General features: G+C 55.9%; 11 protein-coding genes. 6 read left to right on the top strand and 5 right to left on the bottom strand.

Features of this window, described 5'->3' with window-relative positions; genetic code table 11:
- Position 1 precedes the first annotated feature (1 nt).
- Positions 2-1459 carry an NADH-quinone oxidoreductase subunit NuoN gene (gene nuoN, locus ABIB18_RS11025; RefSeq protein ID WP_031376228.1) on the top strand — a complete coding sequence of 486 codons (1458 nt, stop codon included), beginning with the start codon at positions 2-4 and terminating at the stop codon, positions 1457-1459.
- 116 nt (positions 1460-1575) lie between these two features.
- Positions 1576-2034: a GNAT family N-acetyltransferase gene (locus tag ABIB18_RS11020; RefSeq protein ID WP_069728988.1), complete on the top strand. Its 459-nt coding sequence runs from the start codon at positions 1576-1578 to the stop codon at positions 2032-2034.
- A gap of 265 nt (positions 2035-2299) precedes the next feature.
- Here ABIB18_RS11020 and ABIB18_RS11015 read toward each other — a convergent pair whose 3' ends face one another.
- Positions 2300-3958: a glucan biosynthesis protein D gene (locus ABIB18_RS11015; protein WP_031376226.1), complete on the bottom strand. Its 1659-nt coding sequence runs from the start codon at positions 3956-3958 to the stop codon at positions 2300-2302.
- A gap of 336 nt (positions 3959-4294) precedes the next feature.
- Between ABIB18_RS11015 and elaB the strand changes: the two genes are divergently transcribed.
- Together elaB and ABIB18_RS11005 are read left to right on the top strand one after the other, a co-directional pair.
- Complete coding sequence (elaB, locus tag ABIB18_RS11010) at positions 4295-4606, top strand: stress response protein ElaB (RefSeq protein WP_031376225.1); 312 nt, start codon at positions 4295-4297, stop codon at positions 4604-4606.
- Between the two features lie 246 nt (positions 4607-4852).
- On the top strand, positions 4853-6049 hold the full coding sequence (locus tag ABIB18_RS11005) for a nicotinamide mononucleotide deamidase-related protein YfaY (protein ID WP_316552625.1): 1197 nt from the start codon (positions 4853-4855) through the stop codon (positions 6047-6049).
- Positions 6050-6149: 100 nt separating this feature from the next.
- Here the strand turns inward: ABIB18_RS11005 and yfaE are convergent, their stop codons facing one another.
- The 4 genes from yfaE to ubiG form a co-directional block, all read right to left on the bottom strand.
- Positions 6150-6410: a class I ribonucleotide reductase maintenance protein YfaE gene (gene yfaE, locus ABIB18_RS11000; RefSeq protein WP_031376223.1), complete on the bottom strand. Its 261-nt coding sequence runs from the start codon at positions 6408-6410 to the stop codon at positions 6150-6152.
- A gap of 2 nt (positions 6411-6412) precedes the next feature.
- The gene (gene nrdB, locus ABIB18_RS10995; RefSeq protein ID WP_031376222.1) at positions 6413-7543 is read right to left on the bottom strand and encodes a class Ia ribonucleoside-diphosphate reductase subunit beta; all 1131 of its coding nucleotides are present in this window, start codon (positions 7541-7543) and stop codon (positions 6413-6415) included.
- Between the two features lie 75 nt (positions 7544-7618).
- The gene (gene nrdA, locus ABIB18_RS10990; RefSeq protein ID WP_069728985.1) at positions 7619-9904 is read right to left on the bottom strand and encodes a class 1a ribonucleoside-diphosphate reductase subunit alpha; all 2286 of its coding nucleotides are present in this window, start codon (positions 9902-9904) and stop codon (positions 7619-7621) included.
- Between the two features lie 662 nt (positions 9905-10566).
- Complete coding sequence (ubiG, locus tag ABIB18_RS10985; protein WP_031376221.1) at positions 10567-11292, bottom strand: bifunctional 2-polyprenyl-6-hydroxyphenol methylase/3-demethylubiquinol 3-O-methyltransferase UbiG; 726 nt, start codon at positions 11290-11292, stop codon at positions 10567-10569.
- A gap of 177 nt (positions 11293-11469) precedes the next feature.
- On the opposite strand from ubiG, the gene gyrA reads away from it, so the two are divergent.
- Entirely contained in the window at positions 11470-14145 is a 2676-nt protein-coding gene (gyrA, locus tag ABIB18_RS10980) for a DNA topoisomerase (ATP-hydrolyzing) subunit A (RefSeq protein ID WP_031376220.1), read from the top strand.
- 801 nt (positions 14146-14946) lie between these two features.
- Entirely contained in the window at positions 14947-17799 is a 2853-nt protein-coding gene (gene rcsC, locus ABIB18_RS10975; RefSeq protein ID WP_354474148.1) for a two-component system sensor histidine kinase RcsC, read from the top strand.
- The last annotated feature ends 25 nt before the right edge of the window (positions 17800-17824 follow it).

The raw sequence follows: 17824 nt of genomic DNA, 5'->3' as shown, positions 1-17824 counted from the left end.
CATGACAATAACTCCTCAACAATTGATCGCGTTGCTGCCGCTGTTAATCGTCGGATTGACGGTGGTGGTTGTGATGCTGTCCATTGCCTGGCGACGCAACCACTTCGTTAACGCCACGCTAACGGTGGTGGGCCTGAACCTGGCGCTGCTGTCACTCTACTTTGTCGGCCAGGTCGGGGCGATGGATGTCACGCCGCTGCTGCGGGTCGATGGCTATTCCATTTTCTATACCGCGCTGGTGGTACTGGCGAGTCTGGCAACCTGTACCTTTGCTTATCCTTGGCTGACAGATTTCCCCGACAACAAAGATGAGTTCTATCTGCTGGTGCTGATTGCGGCACTCGGTGGCATCGTGCTGGCCAGCGCTAACCATCTGGCGGCGCTGTTCATCGGGATTGAGCTGCTGTCACTGCCGCTGTTTGGTCTGATTGGCTACGCTTTCCGCCAGAAACGTTCGCTGGAAGCGGCGCTGAAATACACCATCCTGTCGGCGGCGGCCTCGTCGTTCCTGCTGTTTGGTATTGCGCTGATTTACGCAGACTCCGGTAACCTGAGCTTCGTGACGCTTGGCAAGAGCCTGACCGACAGCATGATTCAGGAGCCGCTGTTACTGGTGGGTCTGGGCATGATGATCATCGGTCTCGGCTTCAAGCTTTCGCTGGTGCCGTTCCATCTCTGGACGCCGGATGTTTATCAGGGTGCGCCTGCGCCGGTTTCAACCTTCCTGGCAACCGCCAGCAAGATTGCTATCTTCGGCGTGATTATGCGTCTGTTCATGTACGCGCCGGTGACCGACAGTGAAGCGGTGCGGACGGTACTGGGCGTGATCGCGTTTGTCTCGATCCTGTTCGGTAACCTGATGGCGATTTCGCAGAGCAACATCAAGCGTCTGCTGGGTTACTCTTCTATCGCCCACCTCGGTTATCTGCTGGTGGCGTTGATTGCGGTGAAAGATCATCAGCTGTCGCTGGAAACGGCCGGGGTTTATCTGGCCGGTTACCTGTTCAGCAGCCTCGGCGCGTTTGGCGTGGTCAGCCTGATGTCCAGCCCGTATCGTGGTCCGGATGCCGATTCGCTCTACTCCTATCGTGGTCTGTTCTGGCATCGTCCGATCCTGTCAGCCGTGATGACGGTGATGATGCTGTCGCTGGCCGGTATCCCGATGACGCTCGGCTTTATTGGTAAATTCTACGTTATCGCCTCGGGCGTCAGCGCGCACCTGTGGTGGTTAACCGGTGCGGTGGTAGCGGGCAGTGCAATTGGCCTCTACTACTATCTGCGCGTCACGGTGAGCCTCTATCTCAGCCCGCCGGAACTGCATACCCGCGATACGCCTGCTAACTGGGCCTTTACCGCTGGCGGTGTAGTGGTGCTGATTTCAGCGATTCTGGTGCTGCTGTTAGGGGTCTACCCGCAGCCACTGATTACGCTGGTACAGATGGCCCAGCCGCTGATGTAAGTTCGACCCTTACCAGACAATCAGGCCTGCGGGCCTGATTTTTTTGCCCGCAATTTGCCTGCGCGCGGCGGAGATTTGTTCCGCCACAGGTCGATCCGCGCTGACAAGGAGACCCTATGGACATAACCTGGCTGGATAAACATCATCGTGAACTAACCACTACCGAGCTGTATGCGCTGCTGGCACTGCGCTGCGCGGTGTTTGTGGTGGAACAGCAGTGCGCCTATCTGGATGTGGATGGCGACGATCTACAGGGTGACAACCGTCATCTGCTTGGAATGCACGACAACCAGCTGGTCGCCTATGCGCGGCTGCTGGCCCCGGCCGATGCGGCCAGTCCGGTAAAGATCGGCCGGGTAATCGTATCCGATAGCGTGCGCGGTGCGCGGCTGGGTAATCGTCTGATGGAGCAGGCAATCAATAGTTGTCAGCAGCACTGGCCGGGACGGGATCTGTTTCTCTCCGCGCAGGCACATCTGGAAAGTTTCTATGGGCAGCATGGCTTTGTCGCGGTGGGGGAGAACTACCTGGAAGATGGGATCCCTCACGTCGATATGCTGAAGAACGCGCCATAAAAAAGGCGAATAAATCTCAGTCTGGAATAGTGGCATAGCCAAATCAAGGTGAGTCTGGAAGCAATCGATAAGTTTAAGGCGAAGGGAGCAAGGTCAGAAGAGGAAAGCGTCCCGCGGCAGGGACGGCGCGGGCCGAGCAGTCATGGATGACAGCTTTTGCGTCTTTCCGATCTGACCGTGTTCCCTGAGCAGGTTCGATCTCACCGCTAATCGGTGCAGACTTTACCGGTTTGAAAAGGCGAGGCCAGTGCCTCGCCTTTCGGACTTAGCCCGGCGTCATCTGCCGGTCATCAACATATTTGCGCTGGTCCGGTGCGGGCGGGAAGTACTGATAAAGCCAGGTTTCACTCAGAGTTTCCTCCTTGCTGCGCAGGAACAGACGCATATCCACCGGCTGGGTAGAATCGCTGTTTGGATACCAGTCAAACAGAATACGGTAGCCTTTCAGCGGTTCCACGTAGAGGATCTCAACCTGCTTCACGCTGCCGGATGAAACGGTAATCACCGGTTCAATGCCTTTCGGCGCCGCAGCCTGCAGATCGCCACCTATAAAGTCGATGGCGAAGCGACGGCTCCAGGTTTCCGGGAAGTGTTCGCCAGGTGCCCAGCCTTCCGGGAAACCACCCATACCGGTGCGGGTAGCATCGACGCGCGCCAGACCGCTGCGAACCGGCGGCAGACCGCTCCAGTAGAGTTTGTAGGAGAAGTTCAGCTCGCTGCCTGCCTTCACCGGTTCAGCCGGCTGCCAGAAGCAGACGATGTTATCCAGCGTCTCACCGGTGGTCGGGATCTCCATCAGATTGATCGCGCCTTTACCCCATTTACCGACCGGCTCAACCCACAGGCTCGGGCGTTTGTCATACCAGCCAATCACGTCCTGATAATCTTTGAAATCGTGATTAAGCTGCAACAGACCAAATCCGCGCGGGTTCTCGTCTTCATAAGCATTGAATTGCAGGCGCTGCGGATTATTCAGCGGACGGGCAATCCATTCGCCTTTTCCGGTCCACATTGCCAGGCGATCGGAGTCATGAATCTGAGGATGGTAGGTGTTGCACATGCGGCGTTCATTGGTGCCGCAGCTGAACATACTGGTCATTGGCGAGATACCAATCTGACGGATCTCTTTACGGGCAAACAGGTGGTTTTCCACTTCCATTACCACGCGTTTATCTTCGCAGTGGATGATGAACTTATAGGCACCGGTAATGCTGGCCCCATCGAGTAACGCGTAACAGGTAAAGGTGGTGTCTTCCGCTTTCGGCGTTTCAAACCAGAACGCGGTGAAATCCGGGAACTCTTCCTGACCGTTACTGAAGGTGTTGATGGCGACACCACGGGCGGATAAGCCGTACTGGAACGTTTCGTCAACGGCACGGAAGTAGCTGGCACCAAGGAAGGAGACGATATCACGGCGCGCCAGTTCCGGCTTTTTAAACGCCCGGAAACCGGCAAAGCCGAGATCGGTTTTGCCTTCCAGCTGTTTGGTATCAACGTGGGCATTGTTGTAGTTGAACAGCTCAGGACGGAAATGGATCTCACGTGCCTGGCGGCTCTCGCCGTCGACTGAGAACATGCGGATACGGCGTTTAAAGCCCATCCCGACGTGGAAGAACTGAACGTCAAGTTCACGGTCGGGAATGTTGTTCCACAGTGAATGGTTGGCGTCATACTGAATTTCGTTATACGCCTGCGGGGTCAGTGTCGCCAGCGTCTGCGGCAACGCGCCTGGCGCGCCACTCCAGGGTTGCTTCGCCAGGGCGGCCGCGTTCTTCTTCAATACGTCGAAATCGAAGCGTACTGCGGTTCCGTCAGCAATGCCATCTTCTGCCCAGGCGGATTGCGCAAACAGCGTTGACAGGCCGGTCATGCCGCTGACGGCGGAGAAGGCCATTGACGCTTTCATAAACATTCTTCGATTCATGCCAGAGATCATTCCTTAGCTGTTCGAGTTTGTCGTGACTGTCGTGCGAAATGCACTTTTATGGCCCGATAATCACAGGCAACAGGAGGGTACGACAGTCGGGTGACGTGAAAATTCAGTCCGGAGAAAATTTATCAGATTAATCAAAGAAGCGAAGCGAAATTCGATGTTTGCCGCGGCGTCTTACACTTCTTTGCGAAAGCACAGCTGTTATCCTGCTGGTCTGGATGGCGTTAGCAAATGAATTATCAGGTGATTCCTGGTGCGGTAAACCGGCAGAGCGCCAGATTGGGGCTATAGTTAATGGACTGCTTTGCAATTCACACGGAGGAAATGATGGTAAATCAGACTGATCAATTCGAAACCAACCTGGATGATGATATTACGCTGCTGACCGAAACGCTGGAAGAAGTGTTGAAGTCATCAGGTGATCCGGCGGATCAAAAATATATCGAGCTTAAAACCAAAGCGGAACAGGCGCTGCATGACGTTAAAGCCCGTGTCAGCCAGGCGTCCGACAGCTATTACTATCGTGCTAAACAAGCGGCCTACCGTGCCGATGATTACGTGCATGAGAAACCGTGGCAGGGCATCGGTATCGGCGCGACTGCCGGTCTGGTACTCGGCCTGCTGCTGGCGCGTCGCTGATTACCTCTGACGGCACCGTAACAGCATACTGATGATAAAAACGGCGGGCGATCCCCGCCGTTTTTGTTGTCGTTTCCGCCGTGCCTTGTCGACTCCCGCTATCAGCTATCTCCCCGCCGTGCCGCCAGCGTGCGACTCCCTCGCGGTCAGACCGTCAGCGCCGTTGGTGGTCAGCGGTCAGCGATGCTGATTGTGTTTCATCTGCGGACTTCCTACAGTAAAGCGACCGGCATAAGGAGAACCAACGTGATCAGAGTAGAGATGCTTTCAACCGGGGATGAGGTGCTGCACGGCCAAATCGTCGATACCAATGCGGCCTGGCTGGCCGATATTTTGTTCCAGCACGGTTTACCGATGACCAGCCGCACCACGGTTGGCGATGCCCTTGAATCGCTGGTGAGCACGCTACAGGCGCGCAGCCAGCAGGCGGATGTGCTGATTGTTAATGGTGGGCTGGGACCGACCAGTGACGATCTCAGCGCGCTGGCTGCGGCGCAGGCCTGCGGTGTTGAGCTGGAGCTGCAACAGGCGTGGCTGACGCAAATGGAAGCCTGGTTCGCCAGTCGCGGCCGGGTGATGGCGGCCAGCAACCGCAAACAGGCGGAGATCCCGGCCAATGCCGAGCTGATTGATAATCCGGTCGGCACCGCCTGCGGCTTCGCCCTGCAGTTGAACCGCTGCTGGATGTTCTTCACCCCTGGCGTGCCGTCTGAATTTAAAGTGATGGTTGAGCAGCAGATCATTCCGCGTCTGAAAGCCCGATTTTCCCCGCCCGAGCCGCCAATCTGTCTGCGCCTGACCACTTTTGGTCGTGGCGAAAGCGATCTCGCGGCGGAGCTCGAACCGCTGAGCTTACCGGAGGGCGTGGTGATGGGTTACCGCTCCTCAATGCCGATCATCGAGATCAAATTGACCGGTCCGGCCAGTCAGCGGGTGGCGATGGAGCAGGTGTGGCAGCAGGTGCGGCTGCAGCTGGCGGAGTGCACCCTTTATGAAGGCACCGCGGGATTGCCGGCACTGCTGGCCCGCGAGCTACAGCAGCGTGATTATCAGCTGACGCTCAGTGAGCAGTACACCGCCGGCTTGCTTAACTGGCAGCTGGCCGCAGCCGGCGTGCCGCTGCGTGGCGCACAGATTCTGCCGCCGCAGCAGGAAACGCTGACGCAACAGGTGGCGCGAACCCGTGAACTGGCGACGCAGCAACAGGCGACGCTGGCGCTCTCGGTTGGCGACCTGCAGCAGGAGGAGATTGCGGTGGCGTTGCATACGCCCGCAGGCAGCTGGGGCCAGCGCGTGAAGTTCAGTACCGGCCGGCATAATCTGGAGACGCGGCAGAAGGTGGTGGCGATGATGGCGATGAATATGTTGCGACGCTGGCTGCACGGCAGTGAAGTCACTACCGGTCACGGCTGGATTGATGTGATTGAAACGGTCAGGCAGTGATTTCAGTGAAAACAAAACGGGCACCTGAGGCGCCCGTTTTGTTTCAGAATGCTGACCAACTTAACCCAGGTGGCTGTAAGTCCGGGGAACGCCGCTTCAGTTATAACTCAAGCTCGATCTCGCCTTTGGCTTTGCAACAGCAGGGCAGGATCTCGTCCTGCTGAACAAACGCCAGCGGCCTCTGCGGGTAGTGCACTTCGCCTTTCAGCAAACGCATCCGGCAGGAGCCACAGTAGCCTTCCCGACACTGAAACTCCACGCACAGGTTGTTAGCTTCCAGCAGGGTCAGCAGATTAGGGTGATCGTCTGCGCTCTCCAGTCGGGCACCGGAGCTGCGCAAAATAACAACGGCACGGCTCATGATTACAGCTGGAAGTCGTCGAAGTCGTTCTCGCCCACTTCTGAATCGATCTGACCGACCAGATAGGAGCTGACTTCCACTTCCTGCGGCGCGACCTGCACGTTGTCAGAGACCAGCCATGAGTTGATCCATGGGATCGGGTTAGAGCGCGTCTGGAACGGCAGATCAAGCCCGACCGCCTGCATGCGGATATTGGTGATGTACTCAATGTACTGGCAGAGAATATCTTTGTTCAGGCCGATCATTGAACCGCCGCTGAACAGATATTCCGCCCACTCTTTTTCCTGCAGAGCGGCTTTCTTAAACAGTTCGAAGCACTCTTCACGGCACTCCGCCGCAATCTCTTTCATCTCCGGATCGTCTTCACCACTGCGCAGCAGGTTCAGCATATGCTGAGTGCCGGTCAGGTGCAGCGCTTCGTCACGGGCGATCAGGCGGATGATTTTCGCATTGCCTTCCATCAGTTCGCGCTCAGCGAAGGCGAATGAACAGGCGAAGCTGACGTAGAAGCGGATCGCTTCCAGCGCATTAACGCTCATCAGGCAGATATAGAGCTGCTTCTTCAGGGCGCGCAGGCTGACGGTGACCGATTTGCCGTTGACCTGATGGGTGCCTTCGCCCAGCAGATGCCAGTAGTTGGTCATCTCAATCAGATCGTCGTAATAGCGTGAGATATCCTGGGCACGGGCCAGAATCTGCTCATTGGTGACGATATCGTCAAACACCACCGCCGGATCGTTAACGATGTTGCGGATGATGTGGGTGTAGGAGCGCGAGTGGATAGTCTCGGAAAATGCCCAGGTTTCGATCCAGGTTTCCAGTTCAGGAATGGAGATCAGCGGCAGCAGCGCCACGTTCGGGCTACGGCCCTGAATCGAGTCCAGCAGGGTCTGGTATTTCAGGTTGCTGATGAAGATGTGTTTTTCGTGGTCCGGCAGCGCCTGATAGTCGATGCGATCGCGTGAGACATCGACCTCTTCCGGACGCCAGAAGAAGGAGAGCTGCTTTTCGATCAGCTTTTCAAAGATGTCATATTTCTGCTGGTCGAAGCGCGCCACGTTTACCGACTGACCGAAAAACATCGGCTCTTTCAGCTGGTCATTTTTGTTCTGTGAGAAAGTGGAGTAAGCCATAAAAAATGTCCAAAAGTGAACGAAGCGAAGCCGCCCCGTGAAAGGAGTGGGGCGGGAGTTTCTCCCGCCCGCCCGTTAGATCTTACATGCGCCGCTTTCGCAGCCATCATCCTGGATAGAAGGTGCCAGATCGTCCTGCGCATCTTCAGCACCGTCACGGGTGTTCTGGTAGTAGAGCGTTTTCACGCCAAATTTGTAAGCGGTCAGCAGATCTTTCAGCAACTGTTTCATCGGCACTTTACCGTTGGCAAAGCGCGACGGATCGTAGTTGGTGTTAGACGAGATCGCCTGGTCGATAAACTTCTGCATCAGACCCACCAGTTGCAGGTAGCCGTCGTTGTTCGGCATTTCCCACAGCAGTTCGTACTGATCTTTCAGACGCTCATACTCCGGCACCACCTGACGCAGAATGCCATCTTTCGAGGCTTTAATGCTGATGTGACCGCGCGGCGGTTCAATGCCGTTGGTGGCATTGGAGATCTGCGACGAGGTCTCAGACGGCATCAGTGCAGAGAGCGTTGAGTTGCGCAGGCCGTGAGTTTTTATCTCTTCACGCAGGCTTTCCCAGTCCAGATGCAGCGGCTCGTTGCTGATGGTGTCGAGATCTTTCTTGTAGGTGTCGATTGGCAGGATGCCCTGCGAATAGGTGGTTTCGTTGAACCACGGGCAGGCACCTTGCTCTTTAGCCAGCGCGTTTGAGGCTTTCAGCAGGTAATACTGAATGGCTTCAAAAGTTTTATGGGTCAGTCCATTGGCGCTGCCATCGGAGTAACGCACACCGTGTTTCGCCAGGTAGTAAGCGAAGTTAATCACGCCGATACCCAGGGTACGACGGCCCATCGCGCCACGTTTGGCGGCCGGGATCGGGTAGTCCTGATAATCGAGCAGCGCATCAAGTGCACGTACTGCCAGGGTAGCCAGCTCTTCCAGATCGTCGAGGCTGTCAATCGCGCCAAGGTTGAACGCCGACAGCGTACACAGGGCGATTTCACCGTTTTCGTCGTTAACGTCTTCCAGCGGTTTGGTCGGCAGCGCGATCTCAAGGCACAGGTTAGACTGGCGAACCGGCGCAATGCTGGCGTCAAACGGGCTGTGGGTGTTGCAGTGATCGACGTTCTGAATGTAGATGCGGCCGGTAGAGGCACGTTCCTGCATCATCAGTGAGAACAGATCGACTGCTTTAACCCGCTGCTTGCGGATGCTCTGGTCCTGCTCATATTTGGTGTAGAGGCGTTCAAACTCATCCTGATCGGCGAAGAACGCATCATACAGGCCCGGCACATCAGACGGGCTGAACAGGGTGATATCTTCCCCTTTCAGCAGGCGCTGGTACATCAATTTGTTGAGCTGTACGCCGTAGTCCATGTGGCGTACGCGGTTGCCTTCAACGCCACGGTTGTTTTTCAGCACCAGCAGGCTTTCAATTTCCAGATGCCACATCGGGTAGAACAGCGTTGCTGCGCCGCCACGAACGCCGCCCTGTGAGCAGGACTTGACCGCCGTCTGGAAGTGCTTATAGAACGGGATACAGCCGGTATGGAATGCTTCACCACCGCGGATTGGGCTGCCCAGCGCACGGATACGACCGGCATTAATGCCGATACCGGCACGCTGAGAGACATATTTCACAATCGCGCTGGAGGTGGCGTTGATAGAGTCGAGGCTGTCGCCGCACTCAATCAGGACGCAGGAGCTGAACTGACGCGTTGGCGTCCGCACGCCGGACATGATAGGCGTCGGCAGCGAGATCTTGAAGGTTGAGATCGCATCATAGAAACGCTTGATGTAATCCATACGCGTGTCGCGCGGATAGCCCGAGAACAGGCAGGCGGCGACCAGAATATAGAGGAACTGCGCGCTCTCGTAGATTTCACCCGAGACGCGGTTCTGCACCAGATATTTGCCTTCCAGCTGCTTCACTGCGGCATACGAGAAGTTCATGTCACGCCAGTGGTCGAGGAACTCGTCCATCTGAGCAAATTCTTCTTCGCTGTAATCTTCCAGCAGGTGGCGGTCATATTTGCCCATGCCGACCATTTTAACCACCTGGTCATACAGCTTCGGCGGCTCAAACTGGCCGTAGGCTTTTTTGCGCAGATGGAAGATCGCCAGGCGTGCGGCGAGGTACTGATAATCCGGGGCTTCGCGAGAGATGAGGTCTGCTGCGGCCTTGATGATGGTCTCATGAATGTCAGATGTTCTGATGCCATCATAGAACTGAATGTGGGAGCGCAGCTCCACCTGCGATACCGAGACGTTGTTCAGCCCTTCGGCTGCCCAGTCCAGTACACGGTGAATTTTGTCGAGATCAATGCGCTCCTGGCGGCCATCGCGTTTAGTAACGAGCAGACTTTGGTTCATGTCGCGTTTTTACCTTTGCGTGAGTATCCAAAAATTAAAAGAAATCCCGGTTTATACACAGCATATTCATTGTGAATAATTTGTGGATAAACACAACATCTAGGGGGTGTTGGCAAAAGCCATAACAATATGGAGGCATATTTTAGTATTTTACTGCCGCTTAACAAGAGGAAAAAATGATGTCAGGAGGGGTTGTAATTTCTGCGATATTTCCTGGCCCGCGTCTTATAAGGCCCGCCATCATGTCAACCCGATCCTACTTTTTTTTCTTAATTTGATCGGACGCGTATTTCTTATTCAATCCTTTGCGCCAGGTCCTGGAAAGGGTGAAAAACCGCCAAAACCCGCTAGCGGTTGTGTGGCAGGAAATGCGGGAAAAGAGAAAATCTGAACCGCTCAGTATGTGCCCAGCCTAACCCGTTGGCAGACAACAGAATGATGCCGATCGGTTTCTGCAGCGCCAGTCTGGCCGGTCGGCTGTGGCTTATCCGACTAGCTTATCGCCTGTCAACAGCCAGAGGCATAGGCGACAGATCAGCCCGATAAGCATAATAAAGGAGGAAGCAGAGCCCAGCGGGAGCCGGGCAGGCGCAGCGAGGTGCTGAGCCATCCGGCCAACAAGCGCAGCACGTCGCCCGCCGGATTGCCGACGGGCAGGGCGCTTAAACGGCGCGGTGGGTATGCACCATATAATTGACGTCGGTGCCCGGTGCCAGCCTGAAGCGATTGGTCAGCGGGTTGTAGTGCAGGCCGATGATGTGACGTTCACGCAGCGCGGTTTCATCTACCCAGCTCAGCAGTTCAGATGGACGAATGAATTTCTTCACGTCGTGGGTCCCGCGCGGCACCATGCGCAGCACATATTCAGCGCCAAACACCGCCAGCAGCCAGGCTTTTGGATTGCGGTTCAGGGTAGAGAAAAAGACTTCGCCGCCAGGTTTCACCAGTTGCGCGCAGGCGTGAACCACCGAGCGCGGATCGGGCACGTGCTCCAGCATCTCCATGCAGGTCACCACATCGTAGTGGCCAGCATACTGTTCGGCGTGAGCTTCTACCGTCTGCTGGACATAGTCGAGCGTTACGCCGCTCTCCTGAGCATGCAGACGCGCTACGGCCAGCGGTTCAGCACCCATATCCAGCCCGGTGACGATAGCGCCTTCACGCGCCATGCTTTCGGCTAAGATGCCGCCGCCACAGCCGACGTCGAGCACTTTTTTACCAAACAGACCGTTACTGCGCTGGGCGATATAGCCCAGTCGCAGCGGGTTAATCCGGTGCAGCGGTTTAAATTCACCCTCCAGATCCCACCAGCGCGAGGCAACGGCCTCAAATTTGGCAATTTCCTGCGCATCGACGTTCTGCTGATGATTCTGCGGTTGTGCATTCATTGAATCGTAACTCCTGACAAAATGTGCCATCAGTATAAACGCTTAACCGGTTATGGCACACCTTTCAGGCGTAAGGAAAAGCGGCTGAAATCGGTGGTTAACGTTCACCAGAGCATTGCAGTGTGATATACTTTCGCACCTTTAAAATCCGGGATTAAGTAGAGGGATAGCGGCTCCATGAGCGACCTTGCGAGAGAAATTACACCGGTCAATATCGAAGAAGAGTTAAAGAATTCTTACCTCGATTACGCCATGTCGGTCATCGTTGGCCGAGCTTTACCCGATGTGCGTGACGGCCTGAAGCCGGTGCATCGTCGCGTACTCTTTGCGATGAGCGAACTGGGTAACGACTGGAACAAACCCTATAAAAAATCTGCCCGCGTCGTCGGTGACGTTATCGGTAAATATCACCCGCATGGTGATTCCGCCGTTTACGACACCATTGTACGTATGGCCCAGCCTTTCTCCCTGCGTTACATGCTGGTGGACGGTCAAGGCAACTTCGGCTCCATCGACGGCGACTCCGCTGCGGCGATGCGTTATACCGAAGTCCGCATGTCCAGAATCGCCCACGATCTGTTAGCTGACCTGGAAAAAGAGACCGTCGATTTTGTCCCTAACTACGACGGCACTGAGCAGATCCCTGAAGTTCTGCCGACCAAAATTCCAAACCTGCTGGTTAACGGTTCCTCCGGTATCGCCGTGGGTATGGCAACCAATATCCCGCCGCATAACCTGCGTGAAGTGATCAACGGCTGCCTGGCTTACATTGAAGATGAGAACATCAGCATTGAAGGGCTGATGGAGCATATTCCGGGACCTGATTTCCCGACCGCTGCCATCATCAATGGTCGTCGTGGCATTGAAGAAGCTTACCGTACCGGGCGCGGCAAAATTTATATCCGTGCACGTGGCGAAGTCGAAGCGGACGCCAAAACCGGCCGTGAGACCATCATCATTCATGAGCTGCCTTACCAGGTTAACAAGGCGCGTCTGATTGAGAAAATCGCCGAGCTGGTGAAAGAGAAGCGTGTCGAAGGCATCAGCGCGCTGCGTGATGAATCCGATAAAGACGGCATGCGCATCGTGATTGAGATCAAGCGTGATGCGGTCGGCGAAGTGGTGCTGAACAATCTCTATTCACTGACTCAGCTGCAGACCTCGTTCGGCATCAACATGGTGGCACTGCATCAGGGCCAGCCAAAGATTATGGCGCTGAAGGAGATTCTGGAAGCCTTTGTCCGCCATCGTCGTGAAGTGGTGACCCGCCGTACCATTTTCGAACTGCGTAAAGCCCGTGACCGTGCGCATATCCTTGAAGGTCTGGCGATTGCGCTGGCTAACATCGATCCGATCATTGAGCTGATTCGTCGTGCACCAAGCCCGGCGGAAGCGAAAGCGGGTCTGGTGGCACAGGCATGGGATCTGGGTAACGTTTCCGCGATGCTGGAGCGTGCCGGTGATGACGCCGCACGTCCGGAGTGGCTGGATGCGCAGTTCGGTATTCGTGACGGCCAGTACTATCTGACCGAGCAGCAGGCTCAGGCGATTCTGGATCTGCGTCTGCAGAAACTGACCGGCCTTGAGCATGAAAAACTGCTGGATGAGTATAAAGCGCTGCTGGATCAGATCGCTGAATTGCTGCATATCCTGTCAAGCGCCGAGCGTCTGATGGAAGTGATTCGCGAAGAGCTGGAACTGATGCGCGATCAGTTTGGTGATGAGCGTCGTACCGAGATCACCGCCAATACTGCCGACATCAATATCGAAGACCTGATCAATCAGGAAGATGTGGTCGTGACGCTGTCGCATCAGGGCTACGTGAAGTATCAGCCTCTGACCGATTACGAAGCGCAGCGTCGTGGTGGTAAAGGCAAGTCGGCCGCGCGTATCAAAGAAGAAGACTTCATTGATCGTCTGCTGGTTGCTAACACCCATGACACGATCCTCTGCTTCTCAAGCCGTGGCCGTCTCTACTGGATGAAGGTTTACCAGCTGCCGGAAGCGAGCCGTGGCGCACGTGGACGTCCGATCGTCAACCTGCTGCCGCTGGAAGCTAACGAACGCATTACCGCGATTCTGCCGGTACGCGAGTACACCGAAGGCTTCAACATCTTCATGGCGACCGCCAGCGGTACCGTGAAGAAGACCGCGCTGAAAGAGTTCAGCCGTCCGCGCAGTGCCGGTATTATCGCCGTCAATCTGCGTGACGACGACGAGCTGATCGGCGTGGCGCTGACCAACGGCAACGACGAAGCCATGCTGTTCTCGGCTGCCGGTAAAGTGGTGCGCTTCGCGGAAACCGCGGTCCGTGCGATGGGCCGTACCGCATCCGGTGTGCGCGGCATCAAGCTGGCCGAAGGCGATCGCGTGGTGTCGTTGATTGTGCCGCGTGAAGAGGGTGCAATCCTCACCGTGACGCAGAATGGTTACGGCAAACGTACTGCTAACAGCGAATACCCAACCAAGTCGCGTGCGACGCAGGGTGTTATCTCAATCAAGGTTACCGATCGTAACGGCCCGGTGATTGGTGCGGTGCAGGTTGTCGATGGCGATCAGATCATGATGATCACCGATGCCGGTACGCTGGTACGTACGCGGGTTTCAGAAGTCAGCGTCGTGGGTCGTAATACCCAGGGTGTGATTCTGATTCGTACGGCTGAAGATGAAAACGTGGTCGGGCTGCAACGGGTTGCTGAACCGGTTGAAGAAGAAGAGCTGGATTCAATCGACGGTAGCGTAGCTGAAGGCGAGGATGATATCGCGCCAGAAGCGGAGCTTGATGACGAAGAGATCGCGCCAGAAGCGGATATCGATGATGAAGATGACGCGGCGGCAGACGACGAAGAGTAATTCTTCGGGCGCTAGCTGAGTACGTTGTCGAAACGGCAGGTCAGGGGAAACCCGGCCTGCCGTTTTTTTTGGGTGATCGGACGAGGTTGTAAAGCATTAAGGGGCGCTGCGGTGAGTGGGGTGCGGCGAAAGGCCCGCACTGCCCGATCGCCAAGGAAACCCGCTTCCCTGCGGATCGGCCGCGCCTTCCGTGGCGCGGACGCTTTGCTTTTCGGGCAGAGCGGGCCTTTCTTGGTAGGCGATTGTGCGCTGGCGGCTGTGGTGTCTGCTGATTGTGGTGGGAAAGGTGACGGGTGGTGAAGTGGAAAGTGGAGCGGCGGTGAGAAGGGGGCGGCGAAAGGCCCGCACTGCCCGATCGCTAAAGAAACCCGCTTCCCTGCGGATCGGCCGTGCCTTCCGTGGCGCGGACGCTTTGCTTTTCGGGCAGAGCGGGCTTTTCCGGGTGGCGGCTGTGCGCTGGCGGTTATGGTGGCTGCTGATTGTGATGGGTAGGGAGACGGGTAGAGCGGGCCTTTCCGGGTTGGCGGTTATGCGCTGGCGCTTTAATGGCGGCAGTAATGGGGAATATCGGGTATTGCAGTCTGAAAACCGGGCTGGCTGTTTCAGGGATCGCCGCAAAGTGTGATGTTGCTCGCCGTCTTCGTGCCGGGTGCTGCTTCAGAAACGATAGCAACGCGCCGTTAAAAGATTCCCAAACCGGGTGCTAAGCCCGCGTCCGACTGGCTTTTTTTGCCCGATAAAGCTAGTGTATGGGCATTAAAAAATGACGATGCGACTAACCTTGCCAACTGCGAGTTCCACTTGAAATATCCTGTCTCTTTCCGCACCACGCTTCGCATCTCGCGCTATCTTTTTCGCGCGCTGGCGCTGCTAATCTGGACGCTGGGCGCCGTGCTGACCGCCTTTTACATCATCAGCGTGTTGCATGAAAAAGAGACCCAGGTCCGCCAGGAGTTCGCCAGCAATTACGGCTCAATCGAGTGGTATGTCCGGCATTCAGCCGACATGATGCGAGAGCTGAAATATATCACCGAGAACCGTCTGACCAATGCCAGCAGCGGGCTGGATGTGCTGACCGGCATGATGCCGGGCAAATCGACCCAGCCGCAGTTTACCCCGCTGTTTTCCGACGGAGACTGTACCTCGATGAGCAATACCTGGCGTAACTCGCTGGATTCGCTCAGTTACTACATTAATTACTGGAAAAGTAACTTCGCTTCGTCGTACGAGCTGAATCGGGTGTTCTTTATCGGCGGTGAAAATCAGTGCCTGGCCGACTTTACTATCGGCAGCAGCAATGCCGATCGTGAACGCAGTCTGAAATCCCTGCGCGAAAACGTGCTGCGTTACCGCAACAGCAATGAAGAAGAGCGCCGTAATCCGATGTACTGGATTAACAGCACCACGCAGCCAGGCGTGGGCACCTTCTATATGGTGGTGCCGGTTTATGTCGCCAACAAATTGCAGGCGCTGCTGGGCGTTGAGCAAAATATCCGTCTGGATGAGTTTATTCAGCCCGGCAGCCTGCCGGTTATCGCCTCCATCACTGATGAAAATTACCGTCCGCTGATCAATTCACGCCGTGGCGGTCTCGGTTTTTCGCTGGATGATCTGCCTGACGATAAGACCTGGTTTGGCTACCTCAACGGCTATCGTCAACTGGTCCTGAAAAAACCGCTGCCGCCGTCCGATCTCAACATCGTCTGGTCGATTCCCACTGACGTGGTGGTCGATCAGTTAAAACTGATGATGATTAATGCGCTGCTGCTGAATATCTTCAGTGCCGTCATGCTGTTTACGCTCGCCTGGCTGTTTGAGCGGCGGATGTTTCTGCCCGCCGAAGAGAATGCGCACCGGCTGGAAGAGCATGAGCAATTTAACCGCAAGATTGTCGCCTCAGCGCCGGTCGGTATCTGTATTTTACGCACCAGCGACGGTACCAATATCCTGAGTAATGAACTGGCGCACAACTATCTGACGCTGCTGACCCAGGAAGATCGTCAGCGGCTGAACGAAATCATTGGCGGTCAGCAGGTGAATTTTGTCGATGTGCTGACCGGCAGTAACACCAACCTGCAAATCAGCTTTGTTCACTCACGCTATCGCAATGAGAATGTGGCGATTTGCGTGCTGGTGGATGTCTCGGCGCGCGTCCGAATGGAACAGTCGCTGCAGGAGATGGCGCACGCCTCCGAGCAGGCCAGCCAGTCGAAATCGATGTTCCTCGCCACCGTCAGTCACGAACTGCGTACGCCGCTGTATGGCATCATCGGTAACCTCGACCTGTTGCAGACTAAGCAGTTGCCAAGCGGCATTGATTCGCTGGTAACCGCGATGAATAACTCCTCCAGCCTGCTGCTGAAAATCATCAGCGATATTCTCGACTTCTCTAAAATTGAGTCGGAACAGCTGAAGATTGAGCCACGCCCGTTTGCCCCGCGTGAAATTGTTACCCATATCGTCGGCAACTATCTGTCGCTGGTGGTGAAAAAACGGCTGACGCTCTACTGCTTCATCGAACATGACGTGCCGCAGGTGCTGGATGGCGATCCGTTGCGTCTGCAGCAGGTGATCTCGAATCTGCTGAACAACGCAATCAAGTTCACCCATACCGGCTGCATCATCCTGCATGCCTACGTTGCCGAGGGTTATCTGGCGTTCCGCGTTCGTGATACCGGCGTCGGCATTCCGGCCAAAGAGCTGCCGCGGCTGTTTGATCCGTTCTTCCAGGTGGGCAACGGCGTGCAGCGTAATTTCCAGGGTACCGGACTGGGGCTGGCGATTTGTGAAAAGCTGATCAACATGATGGACGGCGATATTGAGGTCGACTCTGAGCCGGGTATGGGCAGTCAGTTCATCGTGCGTATCCCGATCTACAAAGGACAGCAGCCTGCGCTGCCGTTGCTGGAAGGAATGCAGGATAAGAAAATCTGGCTGGCGATGTGCAACGAATACCTGGCGGAATTTATTGCGCGCCAGTTACGTCAGCAGGGCATTCAGGTGGCTGAGTACCACGGCAAGCCCGGTCCGGACGATGTGGTGATGACCGACCACGAACTGGATATTGACTTGCCGCTGCGGGCGCTGGTGACCTTTGACGGATCGCATGTCGATATGCCGCGTGAACGCCAGCCGGGACGCTGGATCCATTCTACCGCCACGCTGCACGAAGTACCGACGCTGCTGGCGCGCATCTATCGCATCGCGCTGGACAGCGACGCGGCAGACGCGCTGCTGCTGGCCGGACCGGTGGAAGAGAAAGTGCATAACGATGACATCATGGTACTGATTGTGGACGATCACCCAATCAACCGCATGCTGCTGTCAGAACAGCTCGGTACGCTGGGGTATCAGGTCAAAACGGCGCAGGATGGCGTCGATGCGCTCAACGTTCTGAGCCGCAATGAGATTGATATCGTGCTGACCGACGTCAATATGCCGAACATGGATGGTTACCGACTGACGCAGCGGCTTCGTCAGTTGGGACATCTGTTCCCGGTGGTTGGCGTTACCGCGAATGCGCTGGCTGAAGAGAAGCAGCGTTGTATGGATGCAGGCATGGATAACTGTCTGTCGAAGCCGGTGACGCTGGATGTGCTGAAGGTAACGCTGGCGATCTATGCGGAGCGGGTACGTAAAACGCGGGCAGGATAGAGCAGAGGGCAGAAGTAAAGGCGGT

The organism is Pantoea sp. UYEF8 (genome assembly GCF_040546285.1).
GTDB lineage: Bacteria > Pseudomonadota > Gammaproteobacteria > Enterobacterales > Enterobacteriaceae > Pantoea > Pantoea brenneri.
This window is presented reverse-complemented; position numbering and strand designations above follow the sequence as displayed.